We start from the raw sequence: 23,190 nt of genomic DNA, 5'->3' as shown, positions 1-23,190 counted from the left end.
CCCCTCAGGGCCGCCTGGTGCAGGAGAAGATCGCGGTACCCGGCAGCAGGCGGCCGCGCAGGGGGCTCCAGCCGCCCCACACGCGCTCGTGCCCGGCCGGCCACTCGGGTTCCACCAGGGACGTGAGCGTGAGCCCCGCGCCTGTCACCGCGCCCACCCAGTCGCCCAGCGTGCGGTGGTGCTCGACGTAGGACGGCTCGCCGTCCTCGTCCTGCTCCACGTACGGCGAACGGTCGAAGTAGGAGCGGTCGGCGGTCAGCCCGCGCGGGCCCGGATCGTCCGGAAACGCCCAGCGGATCGGGTGGCTCACCGAGAACACCAGCCGCCCGCCCGGCCGCAGCACCCGGCGGATCTCGGCCAGCACCGCGCCGGCGTCGGCGACGAACGGCAGGGCCCCGTACGCCGAGCAGGCCACGTCGAAGGACTCGGAGGAGAAGGGAATGCGGCCCGCGTCGGCCTGGACCACGGGCAGGCGGGTGCCGATCTGCTCGTCGATGCGCCTGGAGTGCTGGAGCTGGCGGTGGGACACGTCGAACGCGGCCACCTCGGCGCCCTGGCCGGCGAGCCACCGGCCGCACTGCCCGGCGCCGCAGCCGATCTCGAGCACCCGGCGGCCGCGCACGTCGCCCAGCAGGCGCGCGTCGGCCTCGTCCAGCCCTTCGGGGCACCAGACGAAGCCGTCGTCGCGCAGGAAACCGCCGTGCTCGGCCTGGTAGTCGTCGGCCGCGGCGTCCCACCAGCGGCGGCTGGCCCGCGCGCTCGGCGCCTCGCCCAGCGCGCGGCGCGTCACCGGAGAGGAGCCGGAGGTCACCGCATCTTGCCGCGGGGCATGCGCGCGCCCTTCGGCATCGGGCCCTTCGGCACCGGGAGCGTCTGCGGCAGCGCCCGCAGGCGGTAGTTGACCTCGGACACCGCTTCCTTCTTCAGGTTGCGGGGGAGCTTCATCAGGTGGCGCTGCAGCTTGTTGATGGGCACCTGGCCCTCGCCGTCACCGCACTGGATGTCGTAGACCGGCACGTCGATGGCCACGCGCTGCACGCGCTTCTTCTCGGCCACGAGCATGCGCTGCACCCGCGTGCCGGGCCCCTCGGAGACCAGCACGATGCCGGGGAAGCCCACGACCCGGTGCACCACGTCCTGGTCGCGGGTGACCGCGACGGCCGGGGTGACCTGCCAGTTGCCGCGCATGCTCTGCAGGATCGCCGCGGCGGCGCCCGGCTGGCCTTCGAGCATCGAATACTGCGCCCGCTGGGCGAGCTGCCCGAACACCAGCAGGCCCACCGTGATCGCGACCATCACGCCGAGGATGATCAGCTGCCACAGCAGCCCGGTGACGAGCCCGACGACGACGAAGACGACCAGCGTGGCCAGCGCCGACGCGTAGACGATCGGCATCCCCTTGGGGTTGGCCTTCTGGATGATCTGAGCGACCATGCGGAGCTGCTTGACGCGCCCCGGGCGCTCTGGGTCTGCGGGCTTCTTCGCCATGGTTGAAGGATACAAACGCAAGGCTCAAGAAAGGAAAACGTGACCTGATGGCCGGTCGGACCGTGACCATCGGCGTCGCCCCGTCATCGTCCGCCTACGCCCGGCGACCCACGCGCCGCCTCGAATCACCGGGGAAGGGGGTCGGCCATGGCGGCACGACACCCCCTTCACGGATGTGGAACGGGCCTCAGGCGGTCTGGCGGGCCTCGACGGCCTGCCGGTAGAGCCGGCCGGCGCGGTAGGAGGAGCGGACCAGGGGCCCGGACATGACCCCGGCGAAGCCGATCTGCTCGGCCTCGGCCTGCAGCTCGACGAACTCCTCGGGCTTGACCCAGCGGTCCACCGGGTGGTGGCGCGGCGTCGGGCGCAGGTACTGCGTGATGGTGAGCAGGTCGCAGCCGGCCTCGTGCAGGTCGCGCATCGCCTGGACGATCTCCTCGCGCTCCTCGCCCATGCCGAGGATGAGGTTGGACTTGGTGACCAGGCCCGCCTCGTGGGCCATGGTGATGACCGCGAGGGAGCGCTCGTACCGGAAGGCGGGGCGGATGCGCTTGAAGATGCGCGGCACCGTCTCGATGTTGTGCGCGAACACCTCCGGACGGCTTCCGAAGACCTCTTCGAGCTGGTCGCGGTGGCCGTTGAAGTCGGGCACCAGCAACTCGACGCCGCAGCCGGGGATCATGGAGTGGATCTGCCGTGCGGTCTCGGCGTACAGCCAGGCGCCGCCGTCGGGCAGGTCGTCGCGGGCGACGCCGGTGACGGTGGCGTAGCGCAGGCCCATCTGCGCGACCGACTCGGCGACCCGGCGCGGCTCGTCGGTGTCGTACTCGGCGGGCTTGCCGGTGTCGATCTGGCAGAAGTCACAGCGCCGCGTGCACTGGTCGCCTCCGATGAGGAAGGTCGCCTCGCGATCTTCCCAGCACTCGGAGATGTTGGGACAGCCGGCCTCCTGGCAGACCGTGTGCAGACCTTGGTCCTTGACGAGCGATCTGATCTCGTTGAACGTCGGCCCGTTGCGGAGCCTGGTCTTGATCCACGGGGGCTTGCGCTCAATGGGGGTCTGGCTGTTGCGCACCTCCAGACGGAGGAGCTTTCGGCCTTCAGGAGCTACGGTCACGCCTTCCAGCTTACGTCCGCGTCCGCGCCGGACCGGCCACCGGGTGACCAGGCTCACGGCCCCTCCGGAGAGCGGTCAGAGCCGCCCGGACAGCAGGTCCTCCTCCTGGACGTCGACTCCTTCGGCGCCCAGGGCCTCGGCCAGGCGCCGCTCGGCGAACGGCAGCACCTCGTCGACGGTGATGCGCCGCCCGGTCTCGGCCGACAGCGAGGTGACCCCGGCGTCGCTGATGCCGCACGGGATGATGCGGTTGAACCAGCTCGGGTCGTTGGCGCAGTTGAGGGCGTAGCCGTGCATGGTGACGCCCCTGGCCACCCGGATGCCGATGGCGCCGAGCTTGCGGTCGGGCAGGCCGCTGGCCGGGTCGCCGGCGACCCAGACGCCGCTGCGCCCCTCGACCCGGCCGCCGACCACGCCGAAGTCGGCGCACACCTTGATCAGCGCCTCCTCCAGCAGCCGGACGTAGGCGATGACGTCGAGCGCCTCGGTGAGCCGGACGATGGGATAGCCGACGAGCTGGCCGGGACCATGCCAGGTGATCTTGCCGCCGCGGTCGACGTCGATGACCGGGGTGCCGTCGGTGGGACGCTCCTCAGGGCGGGTGCGCTTGCCGGCGGTGTAGACGGGGGCGTGCTCCAGCAGCATGCAGGTGTCGGGGATCAGGCCGGCCGCCCGGCGGGCGTGGACCTCACGCTGGAGCTCCCACGCCTGCTCGTAGGGCACGTCGACTCCGAGGCGGACCAGCGCGAGTCTGCGAGGCTCACCGCCGTTGGTTCCTGCCTGCTTGGTCTGGTCGGCGCGCTCAGTCACGGTGCAAGCCTAACGCGAGGTCAGGCGCTCACGTGGTCAGCGGGCGCGGGTCGATGCGGACTTCCTTGACTCCGGTGCCGTCGCGCTCGACGCGGTAGGCGTGGCCCCGGGGGTCCACGGTGACGGCCTGGATGAACTCGGTGCCGACGTAGTGCAGCGCCACCCCCTCGTCGGCGGCGTAGCCCTCGGGCAGCTCGCCGGAGGCGATCGACTCGTGCAGCAGGGCGCGGCGCTGCGGGTCGGAGTTGTAGTGCACCCCGCAGGAGTAGGGCAGCAGGCCGAGGCCCTCGGCCCACGGCCGCAGGACCGGACCGAAGGAATCGGTGTTGCCGCCCACGTGCCAGCACAGCGCGCCGGCGCTCTGACCTGCCAGGACGACACCGGCCCGCCAGGCCTCCTCCATCGCCTCGTCCAGGCCGTGCAGCCGCCACAGCGCGGCCAGGTTGGCGACGCTGCCGCCGCTGACGTAGACGGCGTCCTGTTCCAGGAGCCACTCGCGGGGGCTGTCGACGTTCGGCATCGGGAACAGCGCGAGGTGGCTGACCTCGACGTCCCACGCCAAAAACGCGCCGTACATCTTCAGCAGCCACTCGGCGTCGTCGCCGGTGGCGGTGGCGAGCAGCCCGAGCTTCGGGCGGTCCTGGCCGGTGAGGTCGAGCGCGTATCGGAGCAGGCCCGAGGGCTCCATGACGCCCTGGCGCGGCGAGGAGACGAACGAACCGCCGCCGATGGCGAGGATGTGGGACTGGCCGAGCCTGTTCATGATCTCTCCTGCTGCCTGTTGGGAAGGGCGGGGAGGACCCTGCCTGGAAGGCGCACGGGCCGGACGCGGCACCCTCCCGTTGTCACCGGACCGGCACCCTAGAGTATGGCTGCCAGGGCCCCGTCGAGACGCGGATGCCGGAACCGGTACCCCATCTCCAGCAGGCGCCGGGGGAGCGCGCGCTGGCCGATGAGCACGCCCTCGTCGGCCAGGTCGCCGAGGGCCGCGCGCAGCGCGAACCCGGGCACCGCCACCGGCATGGTGGGGCGGTGCAGCGCCCGGCCGAGGGCCCGGGTGAACTCGGCGTTGGTGACCGGCGTGGGGGCGGTGAGGTTGACCGGCCCGCGGACCTCGGGCTCGTCCATGATGTGCAGCACGGCGCCCACCCAGTCGGGAAGGGTGATCCACGAGACGTACTGCCGGCCGGAGCCCAGGGGCGCGCCGACGCCGAGCCGGAACACCGGCAGCATCTTGCCGAGGAAGCCGCCCTCGGGGGCGAGGACGTGCCCGGTGCGCAGCCGGACGACGCGGACGCCGGCCTGCTCGGCGGCGGCGGTCTCGGCCTCCCACGCGAGCACCAGCTCGGCGAGCCACCGCCCGTGCTCGCGTGCCCGGCCGCCCTGCGCGGACCGGGGCGTCTCGCCGCCCGGGGCCGCGGCCGGCTCGCCGGTGCGGGGGTCGAGCGGGCGCCACCCCGGCGGGGGCTGCCAGGACTCGTCGACCGGGTGCTCGCCGGTGTCCCCGTAGAGGCCGATGGCCGAGCCGCTGAGCCAGACGCGCGGCCGGTGCTCCAGCCCCGCCATCGTGGCGGCGAGGGTGCGGGTGCTGTCGACGCGGCTGGTGACCAGCTCGCGCCGGTGCTCGGGCGTCCACCGGCGGTCGGCGATGCCCGCCCCGGCGAGGTGGACGACGGCCTCGGCGCCCTCGAGCACCGAGGGCGCCAGAATGCCCTCGCGCGGATCCCAGAACGCCTCGTCCGGCGCGGCGGGCGTGCGGCGGACGAGCCTGACGACCGTGCGGCCCTGTTCGCGCAGGGCGCGCACGAGCGCCGAACCGAGAAGCCCGGACGAGCCGGTGACCACGACTGCCATGCGATCACCCTACGTCCGCCGCCCCGGCAGCCCCCGCGTCATCACCGCGTGTCAGCCCCGGTGATGCGCGGCCATGCCGGGCCCGGCCGGAGCCGGGCCCGTGGTGGTCAGCCCAGGCCGAGCTGGTTCTCGAACCGGCCCTCTTCCAGGCGGCGCTTGACCGTGGTCAGGAAGCGGGCGGCGTCGGCGCCGTCGACCAGGCGGTGGTCGTAGGTCAGCGCCAGGTACACCATGGAGCGGACCGCGATGACCTCGCCCTCGGGCGTGTCCAGGACGACCGGGCGCTTGACGACCGCGCCGGTGCCGAGGATGGCGACCTGCGGCTGGTTGATGATCGGCGTGTCGAACAGCGCGCCGCGGCTGCCGGTGTTGGTCAGCGTGAACGTGCCGCCGGACAGCTCGTCCGGGCTCACCTTGTTGGTGCGGGTGCGCTCGGCCAGGTCGGCGATCTTCCGGGCGAGACCGGCGATGTTGAGGTCGCCGGCGTCCTTGATCACCGCGGAGGCGAGCCCGCGCTCGGCGTCGACCGCGAACGCCAGGTGCTCGTGGTCGAAGTAAGTGACCTCGTTGGTCTCGCTGTTGATCACCGCGTTGAGCTTGGGGTGCTGCTTGAGCGCCTCGACCGTCGCCAGCGCGAAGAACGGCATGAAGCTGAGCTTCACGCCCTCGCGGCGCTGGAAGTCGGTCTTGGCGCGGTCGCGCAGCCGCGCGATCTTGGTGACGTCGACCTCGACGACGGAGGTGAGCTGCGCGGAGGTCTGCAGCGACTCCATCGTGCGCTTGGCGATGGTCTGCCGCATGCGCGACATCTTCTCGGTGCGGCCGCGCAGCGTGGTGTCGGCCTGCACCGGCTCGGGCGCCGCGGCGGCGGCCTGCGGAGCCGGGGCCTGCGCGGGGGCGGGGGCGGGGGCCTGCGCGGCCTGGGCCTGCGCCTGCGCCGCCTGCTCGCGCTGGACGCGCGCGGCCTCCAGGACGTCCTGCTTGCGGATGCGGCCGCCGACGCCGGTGCCGGTGAGGGCGTCCAGGTCGACGCCGTGCTCGGTGGCGAGCTTGCGCACCAGCGGCGTGACGTACGGGCTCTCGCCGGAGGCGATCGGCGACGGCGCCGCGGCGGCCGGCGCCTGCTGCGGGGCCTGCTGCTGCGGGGCCGGGCGCGGCGGCGCGGCCTGCGGAGCCGGCGGCTGCGGGATGGAGGAGACCGGGGCCTGCTGCGGAGCCGGGGCGGGCTCGGGCGCCTTGGCCGGCTCGGGCTCGGGTTCGGGCTGCGGCTCGGGCTGGGCCTGCGCCTGGGGCTCGGCCTGCGCGGGCGCGGCCGAACCGGCCCCGGCGCCGTCCTGGTCGATGATGGCGAGCTCGGCGCCGACCTCGACGGTCTCGTCCTCAGCCACGACGATCTTGGTGAGCACGCCCGCGGACGGGGAGGGGATCTCGGTGTCGACCTTGTCGGTGGAGACTTCGAGCAAGGGCTCGTCGGTCTCGACCTGGTCCCCTTCCTTCTTCAACCAGCGGGTGACGGTGCCCTCGGTCACGCTCTCGCCGAGCTGGGGCATGGTTACGGAAACCGGCATGGTGTCGTCTTCTCTCGCGTTTCCTGTGAGGGCTTAGTTGTGTACGTGCAGGGGCTTGCCGGCGAGCGCGAGCATCGCCTCGCCGACGGCCTCGGACTGGGTCGGGTGAGCGTGGATGAGCTGGGCCACCTCGGAGGGCAGTGCCTCCCAGTTGTAGATGAGCTGGCCTTCGGTGACGAGTTCACCCATGCGCTTGCCGACCATGTGGACCCCGAGGACGGGGCCGTCCTTCGCGGAAATGATCTTGACGGCGCCCTGGGTGCCGATGATCTGGCTCTTGGGGTTGCCGCCGAGGTCGTAGACCAGCTCGGTGATCTCGTAGCCGCGCTCCTTGGCGGCGGCCGAGGTGATGCCGACCGAGGCGACCTCGGGGTCGGAGTAGGTGATGCGCGGCACGCCCGCGTAGTCGATCGGCACGGGGGACAGGCCGGCGATGTGCTCGGCGACGAGGATGCCCTCGGCGAAGCCCGCGTGCGCGAGCTGGAGGGTGGGGATGAGGTCGCCGACCGCGTAGACGCCGGGCACGCTGGTCTGGCAGAACTCGTCCACCACGACGGTGCCGCGCTCGATGGCGACGCCGGCCTCCTCGAAGCCCATGCCCGAGGTGACGGCGCCGCGGCCGACGGCCACCAGCAGCAGCTCGGCCTCGAAGGTCTTACCGCCCTCGAGGGTCACCACGACGCCGGTGTCACTGGTCTTCACGCTCTCGAAGCGGGTGCCCAGCTCGTACTTGATGCCGCGGCGGCGGAAGGCGCGCTCGAGCAGCTTGGAGCTGGACTCCTCCTCCAGGGGGAGCAGGTGGGGCAGGGCCTCCACGATGGTGACCTCGGCGCCGAAGGACTTCCAGACGGAGGCGAACTCGACGCCGATGACGCCGCCGCCGAGCACGATCACCGAGGAGGGCACGCGGTCGAGCTTGAGCGCGTGGTCACTGGTGATGACGCGCTCGCCGTCGATGTCGAGGCCGGGGAGCGACCGCGGAACCGACCCGGTGGCCAGCACGATGTTGTGGCCCTCGACGACCTGGTCGCCGACGACGACGCGCTTGGCGCCGTCCAGCCGGCCCTCGCCCTCGATGATCGTGACGCCCCTGCTCTTGAGCAGGCCCTGCACGCCCTTCCAGGCGCGGTTGACGATCTTGTCCTTGAAGGCGTGGACACCGGGCATCTCGACGCCCTCGAAGTGGGCCTTGACGCCGACGCTCGTGGCCTCGCGGGTCTCGTCGGCGACCTCCGCCGCGTGCAGGAGAGCCTTGGTGGGGATGCAACCCCGGTGCAGGCACGTGCCGCCGATCTTGTCCTTCTCGATCAGCGCGACGCTCTTGCCCAGCTCTGCCGCCCGCAGGGCGCAGGCGTACCCGCCGCTGCCGCCGCCCAGGACAACGATGTCGTAGGGGCCGCTGCCATCAGCCACTGGAAAGCTCCTTGTCGGATCGGTGGGCCCTCACGGCCGGGTCATGCCCGCTCTCGCGGCGCGCCCGGCCTGCCCAACAGCATCTTTTCACTTGTCTCGCGTATTCGTGACGCGCGCGGTGCGCCGGTGTGGACCGGCGGCGTGGCCGCCGGTCTCCCAGGCGCACCGCGCTCATCATGCCTCGTGACCGCTCTGGTGACGCTCGGCCAGCGCGACGAGGGTGCGAGTGATCACGCCGGTGCCGCCCTTGGGGATGTACCCGTAGGGGGCCTCCTTGTTGAAGGCGGGGCCGGCGATGTCGAGGTGGGCCCAGCGCACGCCCTCGGGGACGAACTCGCGCAGGAAGATGCCCGCCGCGAGCATGCTGCCAGAGCGCTCGGGGTTGAGGTTGGCGATGTCGGCGATCGGGGAGTCCAGGCCCTTGCGCAGCTCCTCGGGCAGCGGCATGCCCCAGGCTCCCTCGCCCTGAGCCGTGGCGGCCTCGACGACCTCCTCGCGCAGTTCGTCGTCGGAGGCCATGACGCCGCAGGTGCGCCAGCCGAGGGCGACGATCTGGCCGCCGGTGAGGGTGGCGACGTCGACGATGATGTCGGGGTCGTCCTCGGCGGCGCGGGCGATGCCGTCCACCAGCACCAGGCGGCCCTCGGCGTCGGTGTCGAGGACCTCGACGGTCTTGCCGGCGTAGGTGTGCAGCACATCGGAGGGGCGCTGGGCGCTGCCGCTCGGCATGTTCTCGGCCAGGCACAGGTAGCCGACGGCGTTGACCCGCAGGCCGAGCCGGGCGATGGCGAGCAGGGCGCCGAACACCGCGCCCGCGCCGCCCATGTCGGACTTCATCCACGCCATGGAGGCGGACGGCTTGAGCGACAGGCCGCCGGAGTCGAAGGTGATGCCCTTGCCGACGTAGGCGACGGTCGTGGTGGCGTCGGGATGGGAGTAACCCAGGCGCACCAGGCGGGGAGGGTTCACCGAGCCCTGGCCGACGCCGACGATGCCGCCGTAGCCGCCCTCCTTCAGGGCCGTCTCGTCGAGCACCTCGACCGACAGGCCGGCCTTGGCCGCGGTCTCTTCGGTGATCTCGGCGAAGCGCGCGGGCGACAGGTCGGACGGCGGGGTGTTGACCAGGTCGCGGACCAGCGTGACCGACTCGGCCAGCGTCGCGGCCCGGCCTACCGCGCCGTCGGCGCCGGGGGCGTCGCTCAGCACGGTGACCGTCTCGAGCGGCGCCTGCCGGCCCTCGCCCGTGCGGTAGCGGGCGAAGTCGTAGGCGCCGAGCAGAGCGCCGAGCGCCACGGCCTCGGCCTGCTCGGGCGTGGCGGCGGGCAGCGCGAAGGCGGCCTCCGTCGTGCCGGCGAGCGAGCGGGCGGCCGCGCCGGCCGCCCGGCGCAGCGTCTCGAGGTCGTGCGCCCCCTCCTGCGCGGGGACCTCGCCGAGCCCGACCGCGACGATCACCGGTGCGGGCACGGCGCCGAAGGAGGGGAACTTGGCGATCTCGCCGGCCTTGCCGGAGAACCCCAGCGCTTGCAGCGTGGGCGTGAGCCCGCCGGTGATGGCGGCGTCCAGGTCTTGCGCGCCGGGCGCGGGGCGGGGGCCGTCGGGCGAGGTATTGATGCCGACTACGAGGGCGCCGGTCTCGACCGGGCCCGAGTCAGAGGCGTTGAGTCGCACTGTCGTCACGTAGGCCGATGCTAGCCGTGCTTCTCCCGTACGCATAAACAAGGGTTCGTCCTACGTATGGGAGGCCGCCCGTGGCGTCGATGATGCCAATAGCGCTAGTACCATCGTGCGTTTGATGTGAATGATGCTAGTGTCAATGGCACTATGCTGCTCACCCTGGATCTGAACGACCCGCGGCCGCTGCACGAGCAGGTCACCGGAGCGATCAGGCGCGCCGTCGCGTCGGGCCTGGTGGTGCCCGGTCAGCGGCTGCCTCCGGCGCGCGAGCTCGCCGCCGCCATCGGTGTCAACGCCAACACGGTGCTGCGCGCCCTGCGGCAACTGCGCGACGAGGGCGTCCTTGAGTTCCGCCGCGGCCGGGGCGTCTCGGTGCTCGCTTCCCCCGACGGAGGCGAGGTCGTCCGGCGCATGGCGCGCGAGCTGCTGGAGGAGGCCGAGCGCTACGGCCACGGCCCGGCGGACGTCATAGAGATCATCAAGGAGCTGGAGTCGTCATGACGTACCGATCGCGGTTCCTGCCGGCGGCGGGCGCGTGGGCCGCGTCGGTGACCGCCGCCCTCGTCGTGGTCCCCCTCGTGCTCCGCTCCCGGCTGCCCGAGCCGCTGGCCACCCATTGGGGACCGCCGGGAGCGCCGGACGGCGCGTCGTCCTTCTGGGCCGCCCTCGGCCTGCAGATGGCGTTGTGGGCGGTGTTCGCGAGTCTCGCGGCGTCCATGGTGCTCCGCGGAGACGTCGTGCGGCACAGGGCGCGCAGGAAGGCGGCCGCCGCGATGCTCGCCGGCGGCGCCGGACTGGCGCTGGGCACGCAGTGGATGACGCTCGGCGCCAACCTCGGCCGCGCCACCTGGCGGGACGCCGGAGCGGTCGGCGGCCGGGTTCCGCTGGTCCTCGCCGGAGCGGTCCTGCTCGGGGTGATCGGCCGGCTGCTCGCCTCGGCGGGGCCCGGCGACCCCCCGGAGGAGGGGGCGGCGCGGCTGCCCAGGCTCCGGCTGCGCGCCGACCGGCGCTCGGTGTGGGTCTCGGCGGCCTCCAACCGCTGGATGTCCGGCCTGTGCCTCGCCGCCCTGGCCGGTCTCGCCGTCCTCGCGGTCCTCGGCCTGATCGCCGGGGACGGCCGGATCCGCGACACGGCCGTCCCGCTGATGATCGTCGCGGTGGTCGGCTGGGCCCTGTCGACGGTCGGCGCCCGGGTGAGCGAGCAGGGCCTGGTCATCTCGTTCGGTCCCTTCCAGTGGCCCACGCGGACGATCCCGCTCGACAAGATCCAGAGCGCCAGAGCCGAGGTGCGCCATCCGCTCGAAGTCGGCGGCTGGGGGATCCGCGGCCTCCCGGGAGCGTCCACCATCATGATCCGCGGCGGCGAGTGCCTCGTCGTGCGCTACACCTCCGGAGGGGAACTCGCCGTGTCCGTGGACGACGCCGCACGCGGCGCGGCGCTGCTCAACGCCCTGGTCTCCGCCCGTCCGGCCGTGTCCCCCTGAGTCCCCCTGACCTGCCGGGCGGGGAGGGGCCCGCCGCGGTCAGGGGGCGGCGGCGCAGACGATCAGGGCGGCCGCGGTGGCGACCTCGACCAGGGCGCCCAGCACGTCCCCGGTGATCCCGCCGAGCCGCCGGACGGCATGGGCCCGCACCGCCCAGGCCGCGCCGAGACCGGCCGCGACCGCCACCGGGAAGACGACCGGGCCGCCCGCGAGCAGGCCGAGCACGAGGGCCCCGGCCGCGACCGCCGCCGTCGCGATGATCGCCGTGCTCTGCCGGACCGTCCCGGCGACCATGGCGCCGAGGCCGCCGGGACGGGCGGACGGCACCCCGGTCACGCAGGCCCAGGTCACCGCCAGCCGCCCGGTGACGACGGCGAGCGCGAGCGCCATGGGCCCCGCCTCGGAGGCCGCCGCGGCCTGCGTGAGCAGCGTGAAGACCAGCGTCACGACGCCGAACGGGCCGATGTCGGAGCGCTTCATGATGTCCAGGGCCTGCCCGGCCGGCTTGCCGCTGCCCAGGCCGTCGGCCAGGTCGGCCAGCCCGTCCAGGTGCAGGCCGCGGGTGAGCACGGCGAGGGTGCCGAGGCCGAGCGCCGCGGCCAGCAGCGGCGAGACCAGCGGCCCGGCGGCGGCCATGACCGCCGCACCGGCCAGGCCCAGGCCGAGCCCGATCAGCGGCGCCAGCGCCATGGCCCATCCGGCGGTGACGCGGTCGGTGCGGGGCAGCCCGGCCGGCCAGATGGTGAAGGTGCCGGCGGCCAGGCGCAGTCCTGCGGCGACCGGCTCCTCCGGCGCGGAGGACGCGGGCGTGTCAGGGGACATATCAGGAGGCATATCGGTAGCCCGGTCGAAGAGGTCTCACAGGGAACGAGGGACGACGCGGACGGCGGCATCGGTGGCCCGCCCGGCGCGGTCTCACAGGGCTCTCACAGGGCTCTCACAGGGGGAGGGGGACGACGCGGCCGGCGACGACGAAGACGGCCTCCTCCGATTCGGCGGCCAGGCGCTGGTTCAGCCGGCCGAGGGCGTCGCGGAACACCCGCCCGCTGGCCGTGGCGGGGACCACGCTGAGGCCGACCTCGTCGCTGACCGCCACCACCTGCGCCCGGGTCTGCCGCCAGGCGGCCACCAGCTCCTCGCAGCGCGCCGCGACCGCGTCCAGGGCCGTGCCGAACCGTCCGGGCTTGCGGCCCCTCGGCCGGTCGTGGGCGGGATCGTCCCATGCCCCGCACGCGTCGAAGACCGCGGCGAGCCAGGTGCCGACACCGTCGATCAGCAGCGGCCCCGTCTCGGAGCGCAGCAGCGCCTCCAGCTCGGTGGTCTCGACGGTCGTCCAGTACGGCGGACGCCGCAGCTGATGGGCGCGGACCCGGGCCAGCCACTCGGCGTCGCGCCCGCCGGTCGGCCCGGTCGCGACGTAGGTGACGTCGGGCTCGGTGATCAGCCGCAGCTCGGCCTCGCCGGACTTGCCCGAGCGGGCGCCGCCGAGGACCAGCGCCCGCCTGGGCAGGGGCGGGCGCGCCGTCGCCGGGGTGCGCGTGTCGATGATCGTGCCGTCGTCCACCATCTCGCCGCCCCAGAAGCCGAGCCGCCTGCGCAGCTCGCCCTCCGAGGGGAGCCGGTGGTCCAGGTTGACGGCCACGACCTGCGTGCGGGCGGTGACCAGGCCGCGCCTGCGCAGGTCGCCGAGGCGCTGGGGCCGGTCGAGCAGGTCGATGAGCACCAGGTCGTAGGCGTCCTCCGCCCAGGAGGGGGAGGGGGAGCCGGACAGGTCGTCGGCGGAGACGGCGTACAGCACACGCCCGCGGTCGGGGCCGCTCACGGCGTAGCCGTCCGGCGTGACGGTCATCCGGTAGCCCTTGGGCATCGCCGCGGGGGGAGCCAGGGGGAGGCCGGCGGGCGGAGCGAGCCGCACCACGTCGTCGAGCACGACGGCGGTGGGCAGGCGGTGGCCGGGGGACAGGCGGCGGCAGGACGCGCACCCGCAGTTGGGCTCGGGCCAGCCGTACGGACCGGCGGTGCCGGATAGCAGGACCTTCACTATGCCCGTGCCGCGCTGGTCACCTCGGCGGAGGTGGCGGGAGCCGCGACGGCCGCCGTCACGGGAGCGCGAGCGGGCGCGGCCGGGCGTGCGGGGGCCGTCGGGCGTCCGGGCGCCGTCGGGCGTCCGGGTCCGGCGGCGGGGGCCGGAAGTCGGAAGTTGGGCGGCATCGTCCGGCCTCCAATCTCGGCTGTCGCGCGGTCGCGCAGGTCCGCTCCGTTCTGCCCGGCCTCTGGCCTGTCCCGCCGCGCACACGGCAAGATCTGCGGCAGACTCCAGGGGATAGGGTCTGCACAGCCTGGTGAGGGCATTGGGCAAACCCCACGAAAAGGAGCGTATGGCATGACTTGGCGCTGGCGTTATGAAAACGCTAACGGTGGTGAGGTTTTGGACGGCCCGCTTCCGCGCGAGATCTTCCCGAGTCAGGCCGATGCCGAGTCATGGCTCGGTGAGAACTGGCGCACCTTGCTCGAGGCGGGAGTCGAGCAGGTCACGCTGCTGGAAGACGACAAAGTGGAGTACGCCGGGATGTCGCTGCGTGTGGAGTGAGCGCGGGGCCCCTTGGCTTTCCTGATGCCCATGTGACAAAACGTTGTCAGAGTGACCGAAATACCAAGGGGCCCGAGACGACTCCTTTACGGCCGCGCCTTCATGCCGGCCCGGCGAAGGCGAGCCGTCAGCGCCCCGGCCGGGACGGCGGGCTCTGGGTCTTGGCCGGGTCGCGCTCGACGATCGCGCCCAGCGCGGAGTCGATCTTGGACATCACCTCGGCGTCGAGCTTCACCCCCGACGCCTTGACGTTGTCGGCCACCTGCTCGGGGCGGGTGGCGCCGATGATGGCCGAGGAGACGTTCGGGTTCTGCAGCACCCAGGCGACGGCCAGCTGCGCCATGCTGAGCCCCAGGTCCGCGGCGATGGGCTTGAGCTCCTGCACCCGTGACAGCACGTCGTCGTCCATGAACCGCGAGATGAAGCCCGACCCGGACGGGTCGGTCGCCCGCGACCCGGCGGGCGGGGCCTGGCCAGGCAGGTACTTGCCGGTGAGGATGCCCTGCGCGATGGGCGACCAGACGATCTGCCCGACGCCCTCCTTCTCGCACAGCGGCACGATCTCGGGCTCGATCACCCGCCACAGCATCGAGTACTGCGGCTGGTTGGAGATCAGCCGGTCGAAGCCCATCTCGTCGGCGATCTTCAGCGCGTCGGCGATCTGGGAGGCGGTCCACTCGCTGACGCCGACGTACAGGACCTTGCCCTGCCGCACGAGGTCGTCGAAGGTCTTCAGCGTCTCCTCGAGCGGCGTCTCGTAGTCGTAGCGGTGCGCCTGGTACAGGTCGACGTAGTCGGTCTGCAGGCGGCGCAGCGAGCCGTGGATGCTCTCGGTGATGTGCTTGCGCGACAGCCCCGCGTTGTTCGGCCCCGGCCCGGTCGGCCAGTACACCTTGGTGAAGATCTCGACCGACTCGCGGCGCACGCCCTTCAGTGCGCGGCCGAGGACCTCCTCCGCCTTGGTGGCGGCGTAGACGTCGGCGGTGTCGAAGGTGGTGATGTCCGCGTCGAGGGCGGCCCGCACGCACTCCTTGGCGGCGTCCTCCTCGACCTGCGAGCCATGGGTGATCCAGTTGCCGTAGCTGATCTCGCTGACCATGAGACCGCTGCGACCGAGATGGCGATATTGCATGCTTTTGACCCTAACCGTCGCGTACCGGTGATCTGTTTCGGGGTAGTCTGCCCCGGGTGCGGCGGTTGATCACACGCGGGGTTGTACGGCGCGCGCTCGCGGTGACCGCCGCGGGCGCGGCCCTGGCCATGGCGGCCTACGCCCTGCGCATCCTCACCCGCCGGCCGAACCCGCCCCACCCCCTCACGTCCCGCCCCGACACTCTTCCCGCGCCGCGTCCCGGCGCTCTTTCTGGACGAGCGCCCGCGCGTCGCCCCGATGTTCTTCCCGGTCCCGCGCCTGCGGGGCGCCCCGATGCTCTCGCCGGGCCCGCGCCGCGTCCCGGCGCTCCGCGCGCGCTCCGAGCCGGAGTCCCTCCCGCCCCCCTGGACGAACGCGGGCCGGAGCGGACCGTCGCCCGGTGGCGGGGACGGCGGGCGGCGCCGGTCGCCGTGCTGTGCCTCGCGGTCGTGACGGCCGCCCTGCTCGGCGCCCGTGCCATACGGGACACCCCCGCGCCGGCCGCCGCCACCGCCCCGTCCCAGCCCGCGTCGCAGACCGCCCCCTCACCCGGCGCGGTGGCCGGCACCGCCTCGCCGGAGGTCACCGCGGGATCCGCCACGCCCGTGGGTGGCGCGTGCCCGCCCGAAGGACGCCGGGTCCTGGCCCGGCCGCTGGACCCACGTGTGCGCGCGGCGGTGGACCGCCAGTGGCGGCGCGTCGAAAGGTGGCTGCGGGGGAACGCGCCGGTGACCTACGCGGCTCTGCGTCCTCCGGCCAGGGCGCGGGCCATCGCGGTCGCCGAGGCGCAGACCGGCCTGCGGTTTCCCGCCGGCCTGCGGGCGTCGCTGCTGCGCCACGACGGCTCCAGCGCGGGCGGCGCGGTGCTGCCCGGCCTGCGCGACCTCGGCGTGCGCGAGATCCGCGACACCTGGCGCGCGCTGTGCGCCGGGCGGGGCCCGGCCGACTGGCCCGCAGGGCGGTGGGACGGCCGGTCGATTCCCTTCGCCGTGCCCGCGCCGGGCGTCGCCGGAGCCTCCGCCGTGATCACCCCCGGGCGAGGCGATGTCGGCCGCCCGAGCGCCGAGGGCGTCACGCGCGACCCGCGGAACGGCTGGACGTCGTCGTACGCGCTGCTCAGAGCCACGGCCGGGGCGTTGGAGGCAGGGCGGCCGGTGCGGGGGCTGCGGCCGGCGGTGTCAGGTGGCCGTCTGCGCTGGGTTGCGTCGGGTTCCTCGTCGTAGACCGGCGCCGTTTTCGCCGACCACCTTCCCGCCGCCCCGGCGCCGAACAGCAGACCCCACTTTGCGGGGACGAGGCGATCGGCTCTTGTGCTCGGTGGCCGGGGAGCCTTCTCGGAGATGGTGCCGGGCGTGGCGGGACGCACCATGGCGGAGGTGCCGTGGCGGTTGAGGGGAGGACCGGTATGGCGGCCGTGCCATGGCGGTGGGAGCCGGCATGGCGGGCGAGCGGCGCGGGGGCTAGTTCTTGGGGGGGACGGGTTTGCCGCCGGGGAGGACGGTGGGTGGGGGGAAGCGCAGACGGCGGATCTGCATCGCCCGCATGGCCGCGTAGAAGCCGACGCCCTTGAGGCTCTCGTCCGGCAGGCGCTGCGCGGCCTCCTTCTTCACCCGCTGCGCCACCCACACCGCGCTCACCGCGACCACGACGATCATCGCCGGCCACAGGATGGTGATGGCGTAGGAGTACAGGAGCATCCCGGTCTGGCCGCCGAACATCGGGACCGTCCACAGGATGACGAGCAGCAACAGCGAGACGGGAAGGAAATACTGGCTGATCGTGCGGCGCGAGTCGACCCAGTCGCGGGCGAGCTTGCGCGCGGGCCCGCGGTCTCGCGCGGGGAGATAGCGGTCGTCGCCCCGCAGCATGCCCTCACGGGCGCGCGTCCGCTCGGAGGCCTGGCGCTCGCGCGCCTGCTTGTAGGCCTCTTTGCGGTTGCTGGGAGCGGTCACCGGCTGGCGGCGGCGGCCTTCGGCCTCGCGGCGTTTGGGGGTTGGCCGGCCCTTTCCCGCGGTTTTCGCCAGCGTCTCTGAAGACGGAGTGGGGCTGTCATCCACGGGGGCCTGCGTGCGACGTCGGAACACGACGTCAGCCTACCGGGGGTGCAACTTAATGACGCCCTCGTGCGTTATGCGTAGGGTGGACCTACGCGACTTTGCCGCGATAATCGGGGGCTGACGATGAGCGGGCAGCCTGTGGAGTTGCGAGTCGGCGCGAGGGAGCATGGATGCCAGCGAAGCGAGCATACGGCCGGCGAGCGTCGCAGCGAGCGGGAGCATAGGCACAGCACTACCTAAGAAGGGGACGGCCAACGCGCATGAGCGTGATGAAGAGACTTTCCATGATCTTCAAGTCCAAGGCCAACAAGGCATTGGACAAGATGGAGGATCCGCGCGAGACCCTCGACTACTCCTATCAGCGGCAGCTTGAGCTTCTGCAGAAGGTACGCCGGGGCGTGGCCGATGTCGCCACCTCGCGCAAGCGGGTGGAGCTGCAGATCAACCAGATCCAGCAGCAGGCGAAGAAGTATGAGGACCAGGGCCGCAAGGCGCTGAGCGTGGGGCGTGAAGACCTGGCGCGTGAGGCGCTGAGCCGTCGCTCGGCCCTGCAGACCCAGATCGCCGACCTGCAGGTGCAGCACAACAACCTGCAGGGCGAAGAGGAGAAGCTCACCCTCGCCAGCCAGCGCCTGCAGACCAAGGTCGACTCCTTCCGCCACAAGAAGGAGACCATCAAGGCGACCTACACCGCCGCCGAGGCCCAGACCCGCATCAACGAGGCGTTCTCCGGCATCTCTGAAGAGATGGGCGACGTGGGTCTGGCGATCCAGCGCGCCGAGGACAAGACCGCCCAGATGCAGGCGCGCGCGGGCGCGATCGACGAGCTGCTCGCGAGCGGCGCTCTGGACGACTTCAGCGGCCAGCGCAACGACGACATCCAGGCCGAGCTCGACCGCATGGGCGGCGGCAGCGACGTCGAGCTCGAGCTCGCCCGCATGAAGGCCGAGCTGGGCCAGGGCCCCGCGCCGCGCGACGCGATCGAGGCCGGCCACCCGGGTCAGCAGCAGGCGCCGCCGCAGCAGCAGCCGCAGTCGCACCCCACCCAGCAGTACCGCCAGCCGGGGGAGGGCCTGTGATCGTCCGCATCATGGGCGAGGGCCAGGTCGAGGTGGCCGAGGGCGACATCGACGTGCTGAACTCCCTCGACAGCGAGCTCGAGGCCGCCATCGAGATCGACGACGAGGCGCAGTTCCGCACCAAGCTCCACGCGCTGCTCGACAAGGTGCGCCAGATCGGCAAGCCGCTTCCCGATGACGCCCTGGAGCCCTCCGAGCTCATTTTGCCGCCGGCCGACGCTTCGATCGACGAAGTGAGGGGCATGCTGGGCGATTCGGGGCTTATCCCGGGATAGTTTGTAGATATGACACAAACCCGGTACGCCCCCGACCGGGGTCTGACGGTGCGCATGGTGACGACCATGTTCCTGCTGGGCCTGCTCTACGTCGTCTTCGTGGGCGTCCTGATCGCCCTGGGGGTCCAGGCGGTCGTGGTCCTCGTCCTGGCCGGGGGCCTCCTGCTGGTCCAGTACTTCTTCTCCGACAAGATCGCGTTGTTCGCGATGCACGGACGGGAGGTCTCCCGGCAGGAGGCGCCCGAGCTGCACGGCCTGATCGACCGGCTGTGCGTAATGGCGGACGCACCCAAGCCGCGGGTGGCGATCGCCGACACCGATGTGCCCAACGCCTTCGCCACCGGGCGCAACCAGAAGAACTCCGTGGTGTGCGTGACCACCGGCCTGCTGCGCCGGCTCGACCCGCTGGAGCTGGAAGGCGTCATCGCCCACGAGATGTCCCATGTCGCCCACCGGGACGTCGCGGTGATGACCATCGCCTCCTTTCTCGGCATCGTCGCCGGCCTCATGACGCGCTTCGCGCTCTACTCGGGCCTCGGCCGCGACCGGGGCAACAACAACGGCCCGCCCATCGGCCTCATCATCATGCTCGTCTCGATCGTCGTGTACGCGGTCAGCTTCCTGCTGACCCGGGCGCTGTCGCGCTACCGCGAGCTGTCGGCCGACCGGGCCGGGGCCCTGCTGACCCAGCGGCCCTCCGCTCTGGCCAGCGCCCTGGTGAAGGTCACCGGCGAGATGTCGCGCATCCCGACGCGCGACCTGCGCGAGGCGCAGCCGTTCAACGCCTTCTTCTTCACCCCGGCGATCTCCGGCCGCGCGGGCGCGAGCCTGGCCACCCTGTTCGCCACCCACCCGCCGCTGGAGCGCAGGCTCGAGCAGCTCAGCACGATCGCCGCCCAGCTCGGCCGGGGAGCCTGAGCCCGATGGGCTGGCTGGACGCCCTGCTCGGCCGCAGCAAGCCCGCCCGGCCGAACCTCGACGCGCTGTTCGCGCTGCCGTCCGCGGCGGTGACCCTGCAGGCCGCCACCGGCTTCGAGCCGACCGGCCTGGGCTCGGTGTGCTTCCGCTCCGCCGAGGGCGGGGCGTTCGCCACGCTCCAGCGGGACATCCGGGAACTGCTCGGCGACGTCGAGGTCGAACGCTCGCAGGACTCCTACGGCTACACCTGGCTGCTGGTACGGCGCCCGGCCGAGGACCTGAGCTCGCTGGTCACCGACCTGCACGGGGTGAACTCCTCGCTGGAGGGCGCCGGCTTCGGCCCGTCGCTGCTGTGCTCACTGGTCACCTTCACCGACGACCAGCGGCGCGCCCTCGCCGTCGTCTACCTCTACAAGCAGGGCACCTTCTACCCGTTCGCGCCGCTGGCCGGCGAGCGCAGGGACAACGCGCTGGAGCTCCAGGTGCGCGGGGCGATCTCCGGTGAGCTGCGCGTCGAGCCCGAGCTGTCCCGCTGGTTTCCGCTCTGGGGCGCGCCGGGCCTGTGATCCCGCGCCGGTCCGGCCCGGCGACCGCCTGTTCCCTCTGCTTCGTCCCTGCCCAGCGTCAAGGGGACGTACGAGAACGATCACCCCGGTCGTTCCGCCCCTTAGCCAGGCGAAACGCGGGGTATACCACCCGGCAGATCAGCCATCGCCGGGGGGAAACAGGTGGCAGTGACCGACCATGGCCGCGCTGGGGCGGCCGCAGAGACCCACGCGGCGGAGCGGCTGCGCGCCGTCGTGCCGCGCGTGATGTCGGTGTGCATCGCCATCGCCGCGGTGTACTCGGCCGTGATCGCGCTGATCGCGCCGGTACGCCACCTGCTGAGACCGCTCACCGGCCTGATCGAGATGGCGGTCTTCCCCGTCGAGCCGAACCTGGGCTACGCGGTGTTCCTCGGCATCCTCGCCGGAGCCCTGGCCCGGCACAAACGCGCCGCGTACTGGGTGCTGGTCGCCTTCTTCTCCCTGCTGGTGCTCGGCAACCTCGCCGTCGTGCTGTCGGCGTCGCTCATGCCCGACCTGGTGGAGGAGTACGCCCTGATGGGCCAGGTGGTGGCCTCGGAGGTCAACCTGTCGGTGTCGGCCGTCGTGCTCGGCATCTTGGCGGCGGCGCACAACCAGTTCTTCGCGCCGATGCGGCGGGCGTCGTTCCGCAAGGCGCTGCTCACGCTGGGCTCGCTGCTCGCGGTGGCCTTCGGCGTCGGGTACGGCCTGGTGATGCTGTTCCCGGGCACCCTGCGGCCCCGGGACCACCTGCCCTGGGCGCTGGAACGGACGCTCGGCGGGGTGGTGACGCTGGACTTCTACCGCACCGGCCGGCCGCCGTTCTGGGTGAACTCCGTCATCGGCCTGCTGAGCGCCGTCGCGGTGCTGGTCGCTTTCGCCGTGCTGTTCCGCTCCCAGCGGGCCCGGGCCGAGCTGCCGCCCGACAGCGAGACGCGCATCAGGGCGCTGCTGTCGGCCTACGGCTCGCGTGACTCGCTCGGCTACTTCGCCACCCGCCGCGACCGGGCGGCCATCTTCTCGCCCAGCGGCAAGGCGGCGGTGTCCTACCGCGTGGTGGCCGGCGTCTGCCTGGCCGGCGGGGACCCCATCGGGGACGTCGAGGCGTGGGGACCGGCCATCCGGGCCTGGATGGACGAGGCGCGGCGCTACGGGTGGGCGCCCGCCGTCATCGGGCCCAGTGAAGCCGCCGCCCATGCCTACGCGCGCGCCGGGCTGCGCGTGCTGGAGCTCGGGGACGAGGCCGTCATCGAGGTCGCCGAGTTCGGCCTGGAAGGCCGCGAGATGCGCGGGGTGCGGCAGGCGGTCAACCGGGTCGGGCGCGCGGGCTTCACCTTGCGCGTACGGCGGCACAGCGAGCTGTCGGCCGAGGAGGCGCGCCAGATCATCGAGCGCGCCACCGCCTGGCGCGACACCGAGACCGAGCGGGGGTTCTCCATGGCCCTGAGCAGGCTCGGCGACCCGGCGGACGGCGAGTGCGTGCTGGTGGAGGCGAGGGACGCGGCCGGCGAGCCCGCCGCCATGCTGTCGTTCGTGCCGTGGGGCGACGACGGCCTGTCGCTGGACCTGATGCGGCGCGACCGGCACGCCGACAACGGGCTGATGGAGTTCATGGTCGCCGGGCTGATCACCCAGGCCGCCGCGTTCGGCGTCAAGCGGGTCTCGCTCAACTTCGCCATGTTCCGCTCGGTGTTCGAGGGCGGGGCGCGGCTCGGCGCCGGGCCGGTGCTGCGCCTGTGGCGGCGCGCGCTGGTGTTCTTCTCCCGGTGGTGGCAGCTCGAGTCGCTGTACCGGGCCAACGCCAAGTACCACCCCCGGTGGGTGCCGCGCTTCCTGGCCTACGACGACACCCGCGACCTGCCCAGGGTGGGGCTGGCGTCGGCGATCGCCGAAGGGTTCCTCACCGTGCCGAGCCTGCTCACCCTGCTGCGCCGCCGCCGGCGCGCCGCCGCCGGCCGCCCCGTGGAGGGTGGGCGTTCCGCCGGCGGCTGAGCGCCGGGACGGACGGTCCCTTGTGCCGGGTCACGCTACGAGTACGGCTTGCAGCCGGTAGTTCTAGATTCCTCCAAGTCCGCGCCACAATGGGGCGACAAGCCCAATAAGCGGGGGACGGAGGGCGCCATGTCGGACCCGGTGCCGCTACGGCCGGGTGATCCCGCGCGGGTCGGGGGCTACGAGCTCACCGCCCGGCTGGGGGAGGGAGGCCAGGGGGTCGTCTATCTCGGCCGCACTCCGGCGGGCGCGCCGGTGGCCGTGAAGGTGCTGCGCTCCGACCTGGCGCAGAACGAGGAGGCGCTGGCCAGGTTCGTCCGGGAGGTGTCCACGGTCGTCCGCGTGGCGACCTTCTGCACCGCCCAGGTGATCGAGACCGGGGTGGCCGACCAGCGGCCCTTCATCGTCAGCGAGTACATCGACGGTCCGACCCTCATGGCCGTGGTCGAGCGCGAGGGGCCCCGCCAGGGCGCGGCCCTGCACCGGCTGGCCATCGGCACCGTCACGGCGCTGGTCGCCATCCACCAGGCCGGCATCGTGCACCGCGACTTCAAGCCCTCCAACGTGCTGCTCGGCGCGGACGGGCCCCGGGTGATCGACTTCGGCATCGCCAGGGCGCTGGACAGGAGCTCCACGCTGACCTCGACGCTGGTCGGCACGCCCGCCTACGTCACCCCCGAGCAGCTCGCGGGGGAGCAGGCCGGCCCGGCCGCCGACATGTTCTCCTGGGCGGGAACCATGGTGTTCGCCGCGACCGGCGAGGCGCCCTTCGGCGCCGACAGCCTTCCGGCCGTCTTCCACCGGATCATGAACCTGGAGCCGGATCTCGGCGCGCTGGACGAGCGGCTGCGCGTCATCGTGGCCGCCTGCCTGGCCAAGGACCCGGCCGCCCGGCCGGCCGCGGGCGAGGTGCTCATGCGGCTGCTCGGACACGACGGCGCCGGCCCCGCGCCGGCCGCCGCGATCATGGCGGAGGGGTCGGCCGTCGCCCAGCCCCATCTCTCCCACTCCTGGCCGGGCCCCGCGACGGCGTCCGGCGGGCGGCCGTACCCGCCACCGCCGCCCCGGCCGGGCGGTCCGTCCCTCACCGGCTCGTTCCCTGCCGGTCCCTTCTCCACCGGCTCGTCCTTGAACGGCCCGTCCTCCGCCGGCCCGTCCTCCACCGACTCGTCC

General features: G+C 72.9%; 23 protein-coding genes. 10 read left to right on the top strand and 13 right to left on the bottom strand.

Features of this window, described 5'->3' with window-relative positions:
- Positions 1-4: 4 nt before the first annotated feature.
- From ACWEN6_RS15005 to ACWEN6_RS14965, 9 genes are all read right to left on the bottom strand, one after another.
- A complete protein-coding gene (locus ACWEN6_RS15005) occupies positions 5-811 on the bottom strand; it encodes a class I SAM-dependent methyltransferase (RefSeq protein ID WP_452570711.1) in 807 nt (268 codons plus the stop codon).
- Positions 808-1,488, bottom strand: coding sequence for a DUF4191 domain-containing protein (locus tag ACWEN6_RS15000; protein WP_452570710.1), 681 nt, complete (start codon positions 1,486-1,488; stop codon positions 808-810). The genes ACWEN6_RS15005 and ACWEN6_RS15000 overlap by 4 nt, the downstream gene beginning before the upstream one ends.
- 187 nt (positions 1,489-1,675) lie before the next feature.
- Positions 1,676-2,605 carry a lipoyl synthase gene (lipA, locus tag ACWEN6_RS14995; protein WP_354925911.1) on the bottom strand — a complete coding sequence of 310 codons (930 nt, stop codon included), beginning with the start codon at positions 2,603-2,605 and terminating at the stop codon, positions 1,676-1,678.
- A gap of 75 nt (positions 2,606-2,680) precedes the next feature.
- Positions 2,681-3,349, bottom strand: coding sequence for a lipoyl(octanoyl) transferase LipB (gene lipB / locus ACWEN6_RS14990; RefSeq protein WP_452570797.1), 669 nt, complete (start codon positions 3,347-3,349; stop codon positions 2,681-2,683).
- Between the two features lie 94 nt (positions 3,350-3,443).
- A complete protein-coding gene (locus ACWEN6_RS14985; RefSeq protein WP_452570709.1) occupies positions 3,444-4,178 on the bottom strand; it encodes a Type 1 glutamine amidotransferase-like domain-containing protein in 735 nt (244 codons plus the stop codon).
- Positions 4,179-4,276: 98 nt separating this feature from the next.
- Positions 4,277-5,269, bottom strand: coding sequence for an epimerase (locus ACWEN6_RS14980; RefSeq protein ID WP_354843561.1), 993 nt, complete (start codon positions 5,267-5,269; stop codon positions 4,277-4,279).
- A gap of 107 nt (positions 5,270-5,376) precedes the next feature.
- A complete protein-coding gene (gene sucB, locus ACWEN6_RS14975; RefSeq protein WP_452570708.1) occupies positions 5,377-6,837 on the bottom strand; it encodes a 2-oxoglutarate dehydrogenase, E2 component, dihydrolipoamide succinyltransferase in 1,461 nt (486 codons plus the stop codon).
- A 33-nt stretch (positions 6,838-6,870) separates the two neighbouring features.
- Positions 6,871-8,250, bottom strand: a complete 1,380-nt coding sequence (lpdA, locus tag ACWEN6_RS14970; protein WP_452570707.1) for a dihydrolipoyl dehydrogenase — start codon at positions 8,248-8,250, stop codon at positions 6,871-6,873.
- 174 nt (positions 8,251-8,424) lie between these two features.
- Entirely contained in the window at positions 8,425-9,963 is a 1,539-nt protein-coding gene (locus tag ACWEN6_RS14965; protein ID WP_452570706.1) for a leucyl aminopeptidase, read from the bottom strand.
- Between the two features lie 108 nt (positions 9,964-10,071).
- On the opposite strand from ACWEN6_RS14965, the gene ACWEN6_RS14960 reads away from it, so the two are divergent.
- Both ACWEN6_RS14960 and ACWEN6_RS14955 read left to right on the top strand, forming a co-directional pair.
- Positions 10,072-10,425: a GntR family transcriptional regulator gene (locus ACWEN6_RS14960; RefSeq protein ID WP_354843548.1), complete on the top strand. Its 354-nt coding sequence runs from the start codon at positions 10,072-10,074 to the stop codon at positions 10,423-10,425.
- Positions 10,422-11,408: a hypothetical protein gene (locus ACWEN6_RS14955; protein ID WP_452570705.1), complete on the top strand. Its 987-nt coding sequence runs from the start codon at positions 10,422-10,424 to the stop codon at positions 11,406-11,408. The genes ACWEN6_RS14960 and ACWEN6_RS14955 overlap by 4 nt, the downstream gene beginning before the upstream one ends.
- Positions 11,409-11,447: 39 nt before the next feature.
- On the opposite strand, the gene ACWEN6_RS14950 is transcribed toward ACWEN6_RS14955, so the two are convergent.
- The gene (locus ACWEN6_RS14950; RefSeq protein WP_452570704.1) at positions 11,448-12,230 is read right to left on the bottom strand and encodes an adenosylcobinamide-GDP ribazoletransferase; all 783 of its coding nucleotides are present in this window, start codon (positions 12,228-12,230) and stop codon (positions 11,448-11,450) included.
- A 115-nt stretch (positions 12,231-12,345) separates the two neighbouring features.
- Complete coding sequence (locus ACWEN6_RS14945) at positions 12,346-13,449, bottom strand: bifunctional adenosylcobinamide kinase/adenosylcobinamide-phosphate guanylyltransferase (protein ID WP_452570703.1); 1,104 nt, start codon at positions 13,447-13,449, stop codon at positions 12,346-12,348.
- A gap of 342 nt (positions 13,450-13,791) precedes the next feature.
- Here ACWEN6_RS14945 and ACWEN6_RS14940 point away from each other — a divergent pair, with 342 nt between their 5' ends.
- Entirely contained in the window at positions 13,792-13,998 is a 207-nt protein-coding gene (locus tag ACWEN6_RS14940) for a hypothetical protein (RefSeq protein ID WP_354843537.1), read from the top strand.
- Between the two features lie 127 nt (positions 13,999-14,125).
- On the opposite strand, the gene ACWEN6_RS14935 is transcribed toward ACWEN6_RS14940, so the two are convergent.
- Entirely contained in the window at positions 14,126-15,130 is a 1,005-nt protein-coding gene (locus ACWEN6_RS14935; protein ID WP_452570702.1) for an aldo/keto reductase family protein, read from the bottom strand.
- Positions 15,131-15,186: 56 nt separating this feature from the next.
- On the opposite strand from ACWEN6_RS14935, the gene ACWEN6_RS14930 reads away from it, so the two are divergent.
- Positions 15,187-16,353 carry a hypothetical protein gene (locus ACWEN6_RS14930; protein WP_452570701.1) on the top strand — a complete coding sequence of 389 codons (1,167 nt, stop codon included), beginning with the start codon at positions 15,187-15,189 and terminating at the stop codon, positions 16,351-16,353.
- Between the two features lie 237 nt (positions 16,354-16,590).
- On the opposite strand, the gene ACWEN6_RS14925 is transcribed toward ACWEN6_RS14930, so the two are convergent.
- Entirely contained in the window at positions 16,591-17,082 is a 492-nt protein-coding gene (locus tag ACWEN6_RS14925) for a DUF3043 domain-containing protein (RefSeq protein ID WP_452570700.1), read from the bottom strand.
- Positions 17,083-17,447: 365 nt separating this feature from the next.
- On the opposite strand from ACWEN6_RS14925, the gene ACWEN6_RS14920 reads away from it, so the two are divergent.
- The 6 genes from ACWEN6_RS14920 to ACWEN6_RS14895 all read left to right on the top strand — a co-directional run.
- Positions 17,448-18,266, top strand: a complete 819-nt coding sequence (locus tag ACWEN6_RS14920; RefSeq protein ID WP_452570699.1) for a PspA/IM30 family protein — start codon at positions 17,448-17,450, stop codon at positions 18,264-18,266.
- On the top strand, positions 18,263-18,541 hold the full coding sequence (gene pspAA / locus ACWEN6_RS14915; RefSeq protein WP_380826236.1) for a PspA-associated protein PspAA: 279 nt from the start codon (positions 18,263-18,265) through the stop codon (positions 18,539-18,541). Before ACWEN6_RS14920 ends, pspAA begins: the two co-directional genes overlap by 4 nt.
- 9 nt (positions 18,542-18,550) lie before the next feature.
- Positions 18,551-19,459 (top strand): zinc metalloprotease HtpX, encoded by a 909-nt coding sequence (htpX, locus tag ACWEN6_RS14910; protein ID WP_452570698.1) that lies wholly within the window; start codon positions 18,551-18,553, stop codon positions 19,457-19,459.
- A gap of 5 nt (positions 19,460-19,464) precedes the next feature.
- Positions 19,465-20,025 carry a PspA-associated protein PspAB gene (gene pspAB / locus ACWEN6_RS14905; RefSeq protein ID WP_452570697.1) on the top strand — a complete coding sequence of 187 codons (561 nt, stop codon included), beginning with the start codon at positions 19,465-19,467 and terminating at the stop codon, positions 20,023-20,025.
- A 162-nt stretch (positions 20,026-20,187) separates the two neighbouring features.
- Positions 20,188-22,017, top strand: a complete 1,830-nt coding sequence (locus ACWEN6_RS14900; RefSeq protein ID WP_452570696.1) for a phosphatidylglycerol lysyltransferase domain-containing protein — start codon at positions 20,188-20,190, stop codon at positions 22,015-22,017.
- Positions 22,018-22,146: 129 nt separating this feature from the next.
- Positions 22,147-23,190 (top strand): serine/threonine-protein kinase (locus ACWEN6_RS14895; RefSeq protein WP_452570695.1); only part of this gene is annotated, 1,044 nt, incomplete at its 3' end.

Source organism: Sphaerisporangium sp. NPDC004334 (genome assembly GCF_053602655.1).
Note: the sequence above shows the minus strand (reverse complement) of the source record. Positions and strands in the feature narration are given on the sequence as shown.

What these genes read in the sequence shown, in the direction of transcription:
- ACWEN6_RS14935 (WP_452570702.1), bottom strand. Translation starts at nt 15,130, where the DNA reads ATGCAATATCGCCATCTCGGTCGCAGCGGTCTCATGGTCAGCGAGATC.
- sucB (WP_452570708.1), bottom strand. Translation starts at nt 6,837, where the DNA reads ATGCCGGTTTCCGTAACCATGCCCCAGCTCGGCGAGAGCGTGACCGAG.
- ACWEN6_RS14965 (WP_452570706.1), bottom strand. Translation starts at nt 9,963, where the DNA reads ATGCGTACGGGAGAAGCACGGCTAGCATCGGCCTACGTGACGACAGTG.
- ACWEN6_RS14955 (WP_452570705.1), top strand. Translation starts at nt 10,422, where the DNA reads ATGACGTACCGATCGCGGTTCCTGCCGGCGGCGGGCGCGTGGGCCGCG.
- ACWEN6_RS14940 (WP_354843537.1), top strand. Translation starts at nt 13,792, where the DNA reads ATGACTTGGCGCTGGCGTTATGAAAACGCTAACGGTGGTGAGGTTTTG.
- ACWEN6_RS14985 (WP_452570709.1), bottom strand. Translation starts at nt 4,178, where the DNA reads ATGAACAGGCTCGGCCAGTCCCACATCCTCGCCATCGGCGGCGGTTCG.
- ACWEN6_RS14960 (WP_354843548.1), top strand. Translation starts at nt 10,072, where the DNA reads ATGCTGCTCACCCTGGATCTGAACGACCCGCGGCCGCTGCACGAGCAG.
- ACWEN6_RS14950 (WP_452570704.1), bottom strand. Translation starts at nt 12,230, where the DNA reads ATGTCCCCTGACACGCCCGCGTCCTCCGCGCCGGAGGAGCCGGTCGCC.
- ACWEN6_RS15000 (WP_452570710.1), bottom strand. Translation starts at nt 1,488, where the DNA reads ATGGCGAAGAAGCCCGCAGACCCAGAGCGCCCGGGGCGCGTCAAGCAG.
- htpX (WP_452570698.1), top strand. Translation starts at nt 18,551, where the DNA reads ATGACACAAACCCGGTACGCCCCCGACCGGGGTCTGACGGTGCGCATG.
- ACWEN6_RS14980 (WP_354843561.1), bottom strand. Translation starts at nt 5,269, where the DNA reads ATGGCAGTCGTGGTCACCGGCTCGTCCGGGCTTCTCGGTTCGGCGCTC.
- ACWEN6_RS14920 (WP_452570699.1), top strand. Translation starts at nt 17,448, where the DNA reads ATGAGCGTGATGAAGAGACTTTCCATGATCTTCAAGTCCAAGGCCAAC.
- pspAB (WP_452570697.1), top strand. Translation starts at nt 19,465, where the DNA reads ATGGGCTGGCTGGACGCCCTGCTCGGCCGCAGCAAGCCCGCCCGGCCG.